We start from the raw sequence: 13,250 nt of genomic DNA on the forward strand, positions 1-13,250 counted from the left end.
CTTAATCTTGGTTTTAAAGGCTATCACAGTGCAATTCTTCTTGGATTTTTTTCTTCGGTTCCTGGGTAGGGCCGCCTTTGTCCTTCTCTTTGAGCATAAGGTTGATCAATAAGGACTTTTCTCTTTTTATGGCTTCCCTTTGTTGTTGGTCTTTTTCCAGATCGAAATATACAGCCCCCTCAATCATGGTTTTTTCCACCTTGGCATAAACGGACAAAGGATTGTTGTTCCAAAGCACCAGATCCGCATCTTTTCCTTCTTTGATACTGCCCACCCTATCATCTATATGCAAGAGTTTGGCAGGATTGATCGTGACCATTTTCCATGCCTCCAATTCGGTCATCCCGCCATATTTGACAGTTTTGGCAGCCTCCTGATTTAATCGCCTGGACATTTCTGCGTCATCACTGTTTATGGCAACGGTAATACCCTGACTTTGCATGATAGCTGCATTGTAGGGGATAGCATCGTTTACTTCAAATTTATAAGCCCACCAATCACTGAAGGTCGATGCCCCCACACCGTGTTCGGCCATTTTATCGGCTACTTTATAACCTTCCAATATGTGGGTAAACGTATTTATTTTGAAGTTGAATTTCTCTGCAACTTTCATCAGCATATTAATTTCGCTCTGTACATAGGAATGACAGCTTATAAATCGTTCCCCGTTAATTATTTCAGCCAAGGTTTCCATCTCTTCATCAAACCTGTAAGGCTGTCCGCTCTTTTTCTTGAGGTCATATTCTTTGGCCCTCTGGAAATAATTTATAAATGTTTGTTCCACACCCATCCTAGTCTGTGGAAACCTGCTATAACTGTTCCAGTTGGATTGCTTTACATTCTCACCCAAGGCAAATTTTATAAATTTAGGGGAGTTGTCGTAGATCATCCCATCCGCATTGGCGCCCCATTTTAACTTTAAAATAGCGGATCGTCCACCAATAGGATTGGCAGAACCGTGCAGTAGTTGGGCAGAGGTTACGCCACCAGCCAAATCCCGATAAATGCCAATGTGCTTCGAATCTACCACATCCTCCATTTTTACCTCTGCAGAGGAGTTTTGACCGGATTCATTAATGGATAAGGCGGCAATATGTGTATGTTCATCAATAATACCTGCCGTTAAGTGCTTCCCTGTGGCGTCCACTATCGTTGCCCCACTTAGTTTGAGGTCGACACCGATTTTGGCAATTTTACCGTTCTTAACAAGTACGTCTGTGTGTTCCAAGATTCCTTCATCCTCACTGGTCCAAACCGTAGCATTTTTAAACAGTACGGATTCTTGTTTGGGTTGCTGAGAATAGCCATAACCAATATTGGGGAAAGTTATAGGCACTACTTTCGGTTTTTCCGAGGATTTATCTTTTTCCTTTTCCGGATATGCCGAGGTTTTCGTGGCTTTAAAGGTTGTTTCGGTGCCATTGGGGAGTAAAAGTTTGCCTTTAAGAATGTCGGAACTGGAAGTTGCCATTCCCGATAATCTAAATACTTGGTCACCACTTTTGGAATTGAAGGAAATTGAAAGCCAATTATCGCCATATTCAATTTTCGAAGTCAATTTGTCCTCTCCTTCCTTCACCTCGGCCTTGGGTTGGTCAAAATCCCCGGTAATTGACAATTGATACACCTTTTCCCCGGCCGCTAAATTGTAGTTTCCACGAATATCTATGAGTTCCTTGTCCTTGATAATATGCTTCTGGCCTTGGACCCAATTTTCATAGAGTACGGTTTCCTCCTCGAAAATATCCCCCGAGGTAATTAAAAAATTGGCTTGACTTCCACTTTGTAAGGAACCGATTAGGTTGGATTTGCCCAAGATCTGTGCAGGGGCCGTAGTAAGCGCCTCCAAAGCTTCTGTTTTTGATAAGCCATATTCTATAGCCTTTAATAAATTTTTTCTAAAAGCGGACGTGGATTTTTGACCGTGAAGTGTAAGGCCAAAAGTAATGTTGTTTTCTGCAAGGACTTTAGGGTTTGTGGGTGCCTGGTTCCAATAACGCATATCTTCCAGGCTTACATGATTCGCCAAATAGGGGTCGGAAACATCATAGGGGTCCGGGAAGTTGATAGGAACTATCAAGTTGGCGTTGGTGGCCTTGATTTCGGCGACACTTTCAAATTCATTCCCACCTGCCAATATGGTATAATTGATGTTGAACATATCTCCGATCTTATCCACCCTTAATATGTTGTCTTTGTCCTTGGCCTCAATTATTTGAACTAAACTTTTGTTGGTGTTCAGAGCTTCTAAGGAAAGATCCTTGGTGGTTACGTTACCTTGGGCGTACCAATCGGCATCAAAGTACATTTGCCTTAACAGGGCCAGGACACCCATTAGCGAAGTGGGATAAGCTTGCCGTTTGGCCACACTTTTGGTCAATGAAAAGTATTGAGCCGATTTATCGGCCAAAACCCTATCCGAATCATTGCCGATATCGTTCAATGATATTAAGGCGCCGTTGCCCCGCGCAATTCCGTCCTGTATATGGGTGTTTACAACCCCAAAACCGGCTTCCCGCAATTCCTTCGCTTTTTTACGGTCGTAGTTAAAATTGGAAATTGCATCGTTTTCCGGCATTATATGGTCGTTCCAGTAATACCCTTCCCTTGAGGGGCCATATTGTGCCGAACGTCCTCCGGAGGTCGCTGGTTTGGGTTTCGATACTCCAAAATCGGAATAAATATCAATAAATGAAGGATATATGGATTTTCCATTTAGATCTATCAGTACTGTATTTTTGGGAAGTTGTACGTTCTTCCCTGTCTCTATTACTTTTCCTTTTTGAATAAGCAATGTCCCTTTTTCCAATACCTTGGTTGGTGTTATATGGATCTTGGCATTTATGAATGCGGTAAAATTGTTGTTTTCCGCTTTTACACCGTCATTTATGGGAAAGTAGTCCTGGGCAGAAAGCGACAACCCGTAAAAAAGTGTAACAAGCACATAAAATGGTATTCTCATATTTAATAGTATTCTTTGTTAAACGGGTTTAAAAATAATGTATCCCATAGGAATATCAATGTTGTTTTAAACTTTTTATATCATTTAAGTCAGTCTTGGATTTTTGATTGAAGATCCATTATTCCATTGTCCACAAGCTGCTGCACAGTAATGGGACTCCTAAACGTTGTAATGTACATATCCCCTAGATCGGGTTGTTGCGGTAATAATTGATCAATAAGGTCACAACGGCATTGTAACTTTTAATACCGTCTTTCTGATTGTTGGCCTTTAGAAAAGTATTGAATATAGATTTAAAAACGGGCTCCAAAGGATTTTCATGCGCTTCCCAAAATTCGGCCACTTCTTTGTAATTTTTTTTCACACCGGGATTCAGTTTGTTGTATTGGCGCTTAAATTCCTTTAAGTCCCTATTTGCGAGTTCATTCAGACAATAGCTCAGGGCATAGGCGTATGCCGAATATTTAAAATAAATATCCTCATTGCCAACAGTTGCCAAATAACCAATAAAATTGGTTTCATTTTCTGCGGAAAATCCTAATTGATGGCCTATTTCATGGCCACATATAACGGGAAATCTAAAATTTGGTAGTGCACTATTGGCTTGTGCTTCATTGGTGAACGGATTTAAATAGCCGCCATAACCCATATAGCTCAAAGGGGTGCTGAAAATGGATTTTTTTAAGCTTGGGTGCTGGTAGGTGAAAAGAGGGATTTTAATTTTTAGGGTTTCGTAACCTTTTAGGGTAAGGTCCATAATTTGTTTCTTGGTATAGGGAATCTGAACCATTTTACTGGTATCGGAGGTTATCCTGAATTGGGTTTCATTGGTTCTCAACACAAGTTGGTCCACAAAATTTACCAAGTCATGCTGGCTGTGTTTGTCTCCCAGTTCCAAGGATTTTGAAAGGGGTTGTCTATAGTAATTTAATCCCCATAAAAGATGAAAAGTAAAATATGCAACGGATAAGACCATAGCAATGTCCCGAATAAACCCTACTAGGTTTTTTTTGATGGACATTCTGTTCACAATGATATACCTAGCTCCCAAGATGATTAGAAGCGCGTACAGTATATCCCCTACCGAAAAAGGAACCCATCCCAGAAAAGTCCGCCAAAATCCGGATAGAAAAGGATATATCCCTGTACTGTAATAAGTTTCTATAACTTCAGGGTATTGCCCCAGCCATTTTACCAGGATTACTTGTGGTACCAATAAAAATGCGGTAAGATTTTTGATTTTATTTTTCATCAAGCCAAAAATAGCCAATTATCTAGCATGGTTGTTTTTCTATCTGTATTTTTGGACTCATAATCATTAATTTATGAATAAGGAGATAAGACTTTTAGAACCAAAAAGTATCTGGAATAAATTTGCAGATCTAAATGCTGTTCCTAGACCCTCCAAACATGAGGAACGCGTAATAGAATTTATGTTGGAATTTGGAAAGTCCCTTGGTCTTGAGGCCATCAAGGATGCTGTTGGGAATGTGATCATCAGGAAGCCGGCATCGGTGGGTATGGAAGATAGGACGACGGTAATTCTACAGTCGCATTTGGATATGGTACATCAAAAAAATGCCGATACGGATTTCGATTTCGAAACCCAGGGTATAGAGATGTATGTAGATGGGGATTGGGTAAGGGCCAAGGGTACCACCTTGGGGGCCGATAATGGCCTAGGGGTGGCCACCATTATGGCTTTATTGGAGAGCAAGGATATTTCCCACCCACCTTTGGAAGCCTTATTCACAATTGATGAAGAAACGGGAATGACCGGGGCAAAGGGACTAAAAGGGGGATTGTTGAAAGGTGGGTTTTTGTTGAACCTGGATACGGAAGATGATGATGAAATTGACATTGGCTGTGCTGGAGGTATAGATATTACCGCGAAAGGGAATTACACGGAAGTTCCCCTTGGCGATGGTTTCCAGGCCTACAAAATAGTGGTAAAAGGACTTAATGGGGGGCATAGTGGAATGGATATCCATAAAGGACTGGGTAATGCCAATAAGATTATGAATTCTTTCTTGATGTTGGGGCAGGAGCAGCTCGGTTTAAAAGTTTCCAAAATTGACGGTGGAGGTTTGCGCAATGCAATCCCAAGGGAAAGTACCGCCTTTGTGGCCATAAAAGCAAAAGACTCAGATGAATTGGACAGGTTGTTTAAAGACTGGGTCAATAATTTGAGGCAGGAATTTGCAACAACCGAGCCTAATTTAAAGATTGTTTGTGAGCCTGCTCATCTTCCAAAAATGGTTATGGAGTCCAATGATCAGCTGGCATTGACGGAAGCTATTAAAGGAGCTCTAAATGGGGTCTACGCCATGAGCAAATCCATGAAGGATTTGGTGGAAACATCCAATAATATCGCTAGAGTAGAGGTGGGAGATGGTAAAATAAACATTGCATGCCTAACCAGGTCCTCCGTAGAGGCCGGTAAAATGGAATTGGCCAGGGGTCTAAAAGGTAATTTTGAGAAGTCCGGGTATAAGGTAACTTTAAGCGGTGACTATCCTGGATGGAATCCCAATCCTGATTCGGCTATCCTAGATCTTTTGCGTACAAAATATAGGGCGCTTTTTAATGAGGCGCCTAGGGTAGTGGCCTGTCATGCAGGTTTGGAATGTGGGATTTTGGGAAAGAATTATCCGGAGGTAGATATGATCAGTTTTGGGCCCACTATAAAAGGAGCCCATTCTCCCGATGAACGTGCCAGCATATCTTCGGTACAAAAATTTTGGAAGTTTATTTTGGCAATACTCTCTGAAATTCCCAATAAAAAGATTTAAACCTGGAACTCTTTATATTGTAGGGTGTTGTTTAATCTGGGGGTGTTAGCCTAATACGTACCTGTTCAGGGTTGGAAGAGAGTTGTTTTTAATAGGTTGTTACGGTTAATTTTCTTATATTTAAGAGAATCAACAAAAAAAATAAGCTATGGGAATCAAAAGTTTTCAGGGGCCTAGAGTACAGCAACCCAGTGAGGAAGCACCGCTTCGGGTTTGTGATTATATGACCAGAAAACTGATTACTTTTAAACCTGGGCAATCTGTTGAAGAAGTAATCGTGGCCCTTTTGAAGTATAAAATTTCAGGTGGACCGGTAGTAAACGATCAGAATGAATTGATAGGCATTATTTCGGAAGGCGATTGTATCAAGCACATTAGTGAAAACAGATATCATAATCTGCCAAGCTCCAATATGACAGTGGAAGGGCACATGATAAAAAATGTGGAAACCATAGATGGCAATATGAATATTTTTGATGCGGCCAATAAGTTTTTGAATGAAAAACGCAGACGTTTTCCAATAGTGGAGAATGGAAAGTTAGTGGGGCAAATTTCCCAGAAAGATATATTAAAGGCTACCCTAAAACTCAAATCACAAAACTGGAAATAGATTCCTTACATGGATTTGGTTGAAAGGTCCGTCTTTTTTGCTGCTGATGTTTTGTGGTACTGAAATGCATCGCTATAATCAAATAGGTCAAAAAAAATCCCTGTTGATCCCCTATAGAGAGGTCAACAAGGATTTTTTATCTTTTGGAATATAATTATTGGGCTATTCCAGTAATTTCCAGATCAAAAACCAATTTGGCATTTGGTGGAATAGGGCCGTATCCGGCTTCTCCATAACCCAAATGGGAAGGTATGAACAAACGAACCTTATCCCCGACCTTCATCTGCATAAGGCCTTCCTTAAATCCTGGGATTATCCTTGCTTCCGGGCTGTAGTCCATTGGAATGGCTTCGTAACCGCGACCTTGTTTTCTGGCCTCCTGATAAACGTCATATTTTTTAGCTACCTCTTCATAATTACTGTCAAATAGTGATCCGTCCGATAGATACCCTGCATATAGTACATTTACCTTTTGCCCCACTTTGGGTTTTTCTCCATTGCCCTCAGTTAGGGTCAATATTTTAAGCCCGGATGGTAGTTCTTCTGCTTTGCTTTCCTCTGTGGCAATTTGGGCAACGAAATCGCTTTTCATTTTCTCCATCGCCTTGACTTTCTCTTCTGCCTCGGCAAAGTAGTCGCTCATTACCTTCACCGCATCAAATTTTTTGGCTTCCTTACCGTTTCTGATAATTTTAACGGTGTTCATAACTACATCCGTAACAGGTCTGTCACCTTCTGCAGTTTTAACATTGGCAATGGAATCAACAATATCCATTCCTTTAACAACTTCACCAAACACAGTGTGCCTACCATTTAAAAAAGGAGTTTCCTTGTGGGTAATGAAAAACTGGCTCCCGTTGGTAGTAGGTCCCGAATTGGCCATAGATAGGATACCGGCCTTATTATGGGTAAGGGAATCGTTAAATTCATCCTTAAATTTATATCCAGGATTTCCCATACCCGTTCCGGTAGGATCCCCGCCTTGAATCATAAAGTCCTTTATGATTCTGTGAAAGATGATACCGTCATAATATTTTTTGCCCTTTAAGCTGTCTGTAACAAATGGGTTGTTTCCTTCGGCCAGGGATATAAAATTGGCAACTGTCAAAGGGGTCTTTTGATACTCCAATTTAAGGAGGATTTCACCTTTGGTGGTATTAATATCCGCAAAAATTCCGTCTCCCAGGTCAGCATGCTTACTGGACTTGCAGCTGGAAAATGCCATGGATACTACTGCCAATAATAAATAAATTTTCTTCATTGTAATTAATTTTAATTGTTCTCTTTTTGTTTGTCTATATTTAAAATGGTAATGGTAGATTTAATGGGGACGTTTACCCCAATCTTATTATTGTCCCCATGATAACCATAGGATAGGGAGGAGGGGAACAAAAATGTTGCACTTTCCTTCTCTTTTAAAAGTTTTATACTGTTGCGCAAGCCAGGGAATAGGTCTTGCTTATCTACCTTATAGGTTATGGTTCCTATTTCGTCTTTGGAATATATGGTATCATTGTTAAAAGTCATGACATTGTATTGTAGCGTAACCAGGTCATCTGTTTTGGGGTAATAATCGGCCTGGTCGTTCTTGGCGATATAATGATACCAAGAGCCGATTCCGCTGGAGAAATAGGTGTTCATGGAGTCATTTTTAATAATTGCCATAATCTGTTCTTCTTCCTTTGCCAATAAGTCCTTGTTGCGTTCCACGGATTTTTGTAATATACTTCCTGATTTAACTTTAACAGGCTTGCGTGGCTCCGGTCCTTTGCAGCTGGAGAAGGCGATAACAAGCAAAAGGGATAGTAGGTGTTTCATGCGTTTAATTCCTCTTTATATTGGGGCAGTAGTGACTTAAAATGGTTAATGGTTTCTTCCATGGAAACATCACTTCGCCCCCCCGCGGCATTGGTATGTCCGCCTCCGTTAAAATTAGTCCTGGCAAATTCATTTACAGAAAAATCACCTTCAGACCTAAAAGATATTTTGATAATTCCTTCCTCACGGTTTTCAATGAAAATAACCGCAAAAACAATTCCCTCCAAGGTTAAACCGTAATTCACGAATCCTTCCGTATCCCCCTTCTTGTAATTGTAGGTATCCAGTTCGTCTTGCGACAAGGTGATAAATGCCGTCTTAAATTCCTCTAGGATGACCATGTTTTTTAAAGCACAACCTAAAAGATGCAATCTACTAGGTGTATTGGTATCATAAACCTTGTTATGTGCTTCCGTATTCTTGGCGCCTTTCTCTATTAATTTGGCAACCACTGCGTGTGTCCTACTGGTGGTGGACGAATATTTAAAAGACCCTGTATCGGTCATAATACCGGTGTATAAAGAAATTGCCAGGTCCGGGGTGATACTTTCCACATCGTTTAGTCCTTCGATAAGGTTGTAAACCATTTCGCAAGTAGAACTCATGCTTACATCGGAGTAGGTAATTTTTGCATAATTAGCTGGCTCCTGATGATGATCTATCATCACAAATAGGGCCGATGAATTTTCCAGTAAGGGTTGTAGTTGCCCAATCCTTCCCAGGTGGTTGAAATCTAAAGTAAATATTACGGTAGCACTATTGATTAGAGTTTTTGCTGCTGAGGATTCCCTTTCAAAATTTACTATTTGTTCGTTTCCCGGCATCCATTTTAAGAATTTTGGAAAATCATTGGGAACAATGATGGTAGCATCCTGACCTTTGCCCTTGAGATAGTGCCATAATCCCAAAGTAGAACCAATGGCATCTCCGTCCGGATTTTTGTGCGGTATTATCACAATTTTCTGGGGTTCGTCCAATAAGCCCCTAATTGCCTTCGTAATCTCTAAATTCATGCGCGCAAAGATACAATTTAATAATAAACGCCATTATTCCACGATTCTATTTTTGCAATATTGCCACTCCAACTTATGCAATTTCCCTGGAAGGTGTTTTATGGGCTGGGTGTATGTACCCTTATCAATGCCAATTAGGTAGTTAAATCTTAAATAATGAGGAGGGGAAAGAAGGTCCCTTCAATTGATATTGGGAGACCTTAATTTTAAATATAGGCCTATATGTTGTTGTTTTTATTTCTTAAAAAACAATGAAATAATCAAAATCAATAAAATTTTAGTCAGTGTAATCATAATTCAGGTTTTAATAGTTAATGAATAGTAAAATAATCGATTATCCATTTAAGATATACATAACCTAAGCAGATTTCCAAAATTTGATGATGGATTTAATATAATTGAATACAATGTTGTAACTATATTAATCATTCGCATTATATATTTTCAATTGCTGTCTTGAAAGCTGTTTCATTATGTAATTAAAAAATTAATTAATGATATTAAACTGTCATTAAATAATAGGTGTTTTTGGGAGAATTTCAGAACACAAGGGGGATTTGATTTGAAAAAGTCCATTTTTTGTGACTTTCATTTAAAATCGACCTTAACTGTGGGGCCATTTTTTTTTAATTCCATAGTTTTTTTTGAAAGGTAGATTCGGCAGGGAAAAGGTCGGATTCTTGATTATATTTGTTGAAAATTTTTTTGATGCTGGATATACTTTTTATTGTTCTGGGACTTGTTTTATTGATTGCAGGTGGCAATTGGCTTTTAAAGGCGGCAGTTGCCTTGTCGTTAAAACTAAATATTCCAAAGATCGTTATAGGTATGACCGTGGTTTCCTTTGCAACCTCCGCCCCGGAATTGATAGTAAGTATAAAAGCTGCTCTGGAGGGCTTTCCGGATTTGGCCTTGGGGAATGTTGTTGGTTCCAATATTGCCAATTTGGGTCTGGTGTTGGCAATAACCGTCATGCTGGGAAGTATAGAGGTTAGAAAGAGCTTCTATACTACGGATTGGCCGGTAATGATGTTGGCATCGCTTTTATTTTTCATATTTATTTATTTTGATGGGGAATTGCAAAGATACGAGGGCTTTATTATGATGGTGGTACTCTTTGTCTTCTTGGTGTATCTATTGCGCTTTCAGAAAACCGCAGTTGTGGATGAATTGCCTGAGGATGATGTTCCCCTGCCTTTGTATAAGACGATGTTGTTTTTGGGTTTGGGCGGACTTGCCCTTTGGGGAGGTTCTGAACTGCTGATCGAGGGTGCAGTGGGGCTTGCTACCTTTTATGGAGTTAGCGACCGTGTAATTGCGGTAACCGTTGTGTCTATCGGGACCAGCATACCAGAATTGGCGGCTTCTATTATTGCTGTAATTAAAAAAGAAAAGGCAATTTCTTTGGGAAATCTAATAGGGTCCAATATTTTCAATCTGTTGGCTGTTTTGGGCATTACCTCAATGATTACCCCTATTAAAGTGTTGGACCAAGGCTTGCTTACCAGCGATATTTTTTGGATGTTGGGCATATCCTTTTTAATCCTTCCGCTAGTGTTTTTGCCCAAGGGGCTGAGGTTGGGATGGAGGGACGGATTGTTGCTTTTGGCGACATACGTGCTATTTGTATATTTAACCATACGCTAAAGGTGGTGGCCAGATATGTCTATCGACGGTTTTGGGCCTAACAATATTACTTTGTTTATTGGCACCGCCAAAGGGTATAATACCCAGAGGCTTGCCTCGAAAATTAAAGTTCGTTTCCTACGAATGCCTCACGGGCTTGCCCCGAGGTAGTTTACTTTTTGCATGTACAGAACTTGATAAGCAAGAAAATTTATTGGTCGGGGTGTGCCTTTGGATTCAGAAAAACAGCTGCCCTTATTTTAGGTACGGTTTATGGTTGAAGGATCAATCCCAAAAGTTGTGTGTGAATTAGAAAAAGAAATAATCTACTATCTCATTTTTGTGTCCTGTTCATTTTTTGCATCGCCCAAATGCGCAGCATTCATGAATACCTTTAAAAATCAATAGACCAGCCGATGAATAAAAAACGAACAGGGCCTACTAACCAAGGTACGGGGTACCTTGTGGTTAGGAGGAGCCAGCTGTAGCCATGGCCAAGCTGATTTTAAATTTCTTTAAATCTACGCACTTTCCACTGCCCCGGCGTCCAGGCCGCTTTCACTTGGGTGAAATGCTCTATGGACGCCTTCCACCTTCCAATGTGAAAACCACTTGATTTAATACGAAATCGAAGATTCACGAAAACCTATAAAAAACAATAATAACCACTTGAGTAAATTGAAAATAGGCCAGTCCTTTTGTTGCGTCAACCTTCATGTGGGGATAAGTCATTTTCCGTTATTAAAAACCTTTGGCATTGCCCTCAAGGTCTATGGTTTGGTCGTTCTTCTTCCGTCGTGGAGATGGCATGGCCGTTAAGAATTATTGAAGCCTTGGAAATAATTTAGGCCATGGCATCGGTCCTTAAAATCCAGAGATTTTAGGGACCACCTAGCGAAGAAGGGTCTTTTCTTTTGTTTCGTTTTCTTTGGACAAGCAAAGAAATCGAAGATTCACGAAAACCATTAAAAAACTATAAAAACCACTTGAGTAAAATGAAAGAATAATTTAATCATTGGTTTTACTAAATTGCTCCTATTAATTAAAACTGTTGCTCAAAAAAACACGACTGATCAAATTAATCCCTTTTTTCATAAACACAACAATTGTTCCTGATCCTGGTTGAACCCCATGGTTACAGTGATTATGGGTTGGAAAATGCGCAGTGTAGCCCAGGGCTGACACAAAATAGAACACATAAAAAAACCGCCCCTCTTTTTCAAAAGGAACGGTCGGTAAAAATAATCAACAATTATTTTTATACTCTTTATATTTTGGCGGATTTAACCGTTTTAACGATTCTACCTGCTATTTTGTACGGATCACCGTTGGATGCCGGTCTTCTGTCTTCCAGCCAACCTTTCCAGCCTTTTTGAACTGTAATGATCGGAATTCTGATAGAGGCGCCCCTATCGGAAATACCATAGCTAAAGTCGTGGATAGAAGCTGTTTCGTGTTTTCCAGTCAAACGCTGATCGTTGAACTCACCGTAAACGGCAATGTGTTCTTTGACAACCGGACGGAAGGCTTCACATATTTTTTCGTAAACTTCCCTGGAACCACAAGTTCTCAAGGTAGTGTTGGAGAAATTTGCATGCATACCTGATCCGTTCCAATCGGTATCTCCAAGAGGTTTAGGATGGTATTCAATATAGTAACCGTGTTTCTCGGTTAATCTGTCAAGTAGATATCTTGCAATCCAAATTTCGTCACCTGCTTTTTTGGCACCTTTGGCAAATAATTGAAATTCCCATTGTCCGCATGCAACTTCTTGATTGATACCTTCAAAGTTTAGACCGGCTGCTATACATGCGTCTGCATGTTCCTCAACCAAATCACGCCCATGGGTATTTAGACCACCAACGGAACAGTAGTACATACCCTGTGGTTTAGGGTATCCGCCTCTAGGGAATCCTAAAGGAAGTTCTGTTTTGGTGTCCATTATAAAATATTCTTGCTCAAATCCAAACCAGAAATCATTGTCTTCGTCCTCAATAGTGGCCCTAGCGTTGGATACGTGTGGGGTACCGTCCGCATTCATGACCTCGGTCATAACCAAGTAGCCATTAATACGATGTGGATCAGGATAAATTGCTACGGGCTTTAGCACACAGTCTGAAGATCCTCCTTCGGCCTGGCGGGTTGAACTTCCATCAAAAGACCAGATTGGGCAATCTTCCAGTTTACCACTGAAATCTTCCTCAACCTTGGTTTTGCTCCTCATGTTTTGAGTGGGCTCGTACCCATCCAACCAAATGTATTCTAATTTAGACTTGCTCATAATATGTATTGTTGATTTTTATTATTAACGCAGACAAAAATAATAATTTCCATCATATATGCCATTTTTTAGTGGGTTAAATGACAATAATGTTTATATTTTTCTTGAGACCCCTATTTTTTTAGGGGTAAATTATTAAATATGTATT

Annotated in this window: 9 protein-coding genes; 3 read left to right on the forward strand and 6 right to left on the reverse strand. The window is 40.1% G+C overall.

The window, feature by feature from the left end; translation table 11 throughout:
• Positions 1-13: 13 nt before the first annotated feature.
• Both QSE00_RS07185 and QSE00_RS07190 read right to left on the reverse strand, forming a co-directional pair.
• Positions 14-2,962: an amidohydrolase family protein gene (locus QSE00_RS07185; protein WP_286105449.1), complete on the reverse strand. Its 2,949-nt coding sequence runs from the start codon at positions 2,960-2,962 to the stop codon at positions 14-16.
• A gap of 184 nt (positions 2,963-3,146) precedes the next feature.
• Complete coding sequence (locus tag QSE00_RS07190) at positions 3,147-4,214, reverse strand: DUF3810 domain-containing protein (protein WP_286105450.1); 1,068 nt, start codon at positions 4,212-4,214, stop codon at positions 3,147-3,149.
• A 73-nt stretch (positions 4,215-4,287) separates the two neighbouring features.
• Between QSE00_RS07190 and QSE00_RS07195 the strand changes: the two genes are divergently transcribed.
• Positions 4,288-5,754 carry an aminoacyl-histidine dipeptidase gene (locus tag QSE00_RS07195; RefSeq protein ID WP_286105451.1) on the forward strand — a complete coding sequence of 489 codons (1,467 nt, stop codon included), beginning with the start codon at positions 4,288-4,290 and terminating at the stop codon, positions 5,752-5,754.
• Positions 5,755-5,902: 148 nt separating this feature from the next.
• Positions 5,903-6,364, forward strand: coding sequence for a CBS domain-containing protein (locus QSE00_RS07200; protein WP_110358214.1), 462 nt, complete (start codon positions 5,903-5,905; stop codon positions 6,362-6,364).
• Positions 6,365-6,518: 154 nt separating this feature from the next.
• On the opposite strand, the gene QSE00_RS07205 is transcribed toward QSE00_RS07200, so the two are convergent.
• From QSE00_RS07205 to QSE00_RS07215, 3 genes are read right to left on the reverse strand one after another with little or no spacing between them, the layout of a single operon-like run.
• Positions 6,519-7,625, reverse strand: coding sequence for a peptidylprolyl isomerase (locus QSE00_RS07205; protein WP_286105452.1), 1,107 nt, complete (start codon positions 7,623-7,625; stop codon positions 6,519-6,521).
• Between the two features lie 11 nt (positions 7,626-7,636).
• Entirely contained in the window at positions 7,637-8,182 is a 546-nt protein-coding gene (gene gldI, locus QSE00_RS07210; protein WP_110358216.1) for a gliding motility-associated peptidyl-prolyl isomerase GldI, read from the reverse strand.
• Positions 8,179-9,195: a DHH family phosphoesterase gene (locus tag QSE00_RS07215; RefSeq protein ID WP_286105453.1), complete on the reverse strand. Its 1,017-nt coding sequence runs from the start codon at positions 9,193-9,195 to the stop codon at positions 8,179-8,181. The genes gldI and QSE00_RS07215 overlap by 4 nt, the downstream gene beginning before the upstream one ends.
• 708 nt (positions 9,196-9,903) lie before the next feature.
• On the opposite strand from QSE00_RS07215, the gene QSE00_RS07220 reads away from it, so the two are divergent.
• Positions 9,904-10,842 (forward strand): calcium/sodium antiporter, encoded by a 939-nt coding sequence (locus QSE00_RS07220; RefSeq protein WP_110358218.1) that lies wholly within the window; start codon positions 9,904-9,906, stop codon positions 10,840-10,842.
• A gap of 1,246 nt (positions 10,843-12,088) precedes the next feature.
• Here QSE00_RS07220 and QSE00_RS07225 read toward each other — a convergent pair.
• Positions 12,089-13,102: a glutamine synthetase beta-grasp domain-containing protein gene (locus QSE00_RS07225; RefSeq protein WP_110357656.1), complete on the reverse strand. Its 1,014-nt coding sequence runs from the start codon at positions 13,100-13,102 to the stop codon at positions 12,089-12,091.
• Positions 13,103-13,250 lie beyond the last annotated feature (148 nt).

Origin of the sequence: Arenibacter flavimaris (assembly GCF_030291335.1) — a bacterium.
Taxonomy (GTDB): domain Bacteria; phylum Bacteroidota; class Bacteroidia; order Flavobacteriales; family Flavobacteriaceae; genus Arenibacter.

Bases quoted from the DNA above. Each gene is read 5' to 3' on its own strand.
- QSE00_RS07185 (WP_286105449.1), bottom strand. From the start codon at position 2,962: ATGAGAATACCATTTTATGTGCTTGTTACACTTTTTTACGGGTTGTCG.
- QSE00_RS07190 (WP_286105450.1), bottom strand. From the start codon at position 4,214: ATGAAAAATAAAATCAAAAATCTTACCGCATTTTTATTGGTACCACAA.
- QSE00_RS07195 (WP_286105451.1), top strand. From the start codon at position 4,288: ATGAATAAGGAGATAAGACTTTTAGAACCAAAAAGTATCTGGAATAAA.
- QSE00_RS07200 (WP_110358214.1), top strand. From the start codon at position 5,903: ATGGGAATCAAAAGTTTTCAGGGGCCTAGAGTACAGCAACCCAGTGAG.
- QSE00_RS07205 (WP_286105452.1), bottom strand. From the start codon at position 7,625: ATGAAGAAAATTTATTTATTATTGGCAGTAGTATCCATGGCATTTTCC.
- gldI (WP_110358216.1), bottom strand. From the start codon at position 8,182: ATGAAACACCTACTATCCCTTTTGCTTGTTATCGCCTTCTCCAGCTGC.
- QSE00_RS07215 (WP_286105453.1), bottom strand. From the start codon at position 9,195: ATGAATTTAGAGATTACGAAGGCAATTAGGGGCTTATTGGACGAACCC.
- QSE00_RS07220 (WP_110358218.1), top strand. From the start codon at position 9,904: ATGCTGGATATACTTTTTATTGTTCTGGGACTTGTTTTATTGATTGCA.
- QSE00_RS07225 (WP_110357656.1), bottom strand. From the start codon at position 13,102: ATGAGCAAGTCTAAATTAGAATACATTTGGTTGGATGGGTACGAGCCC.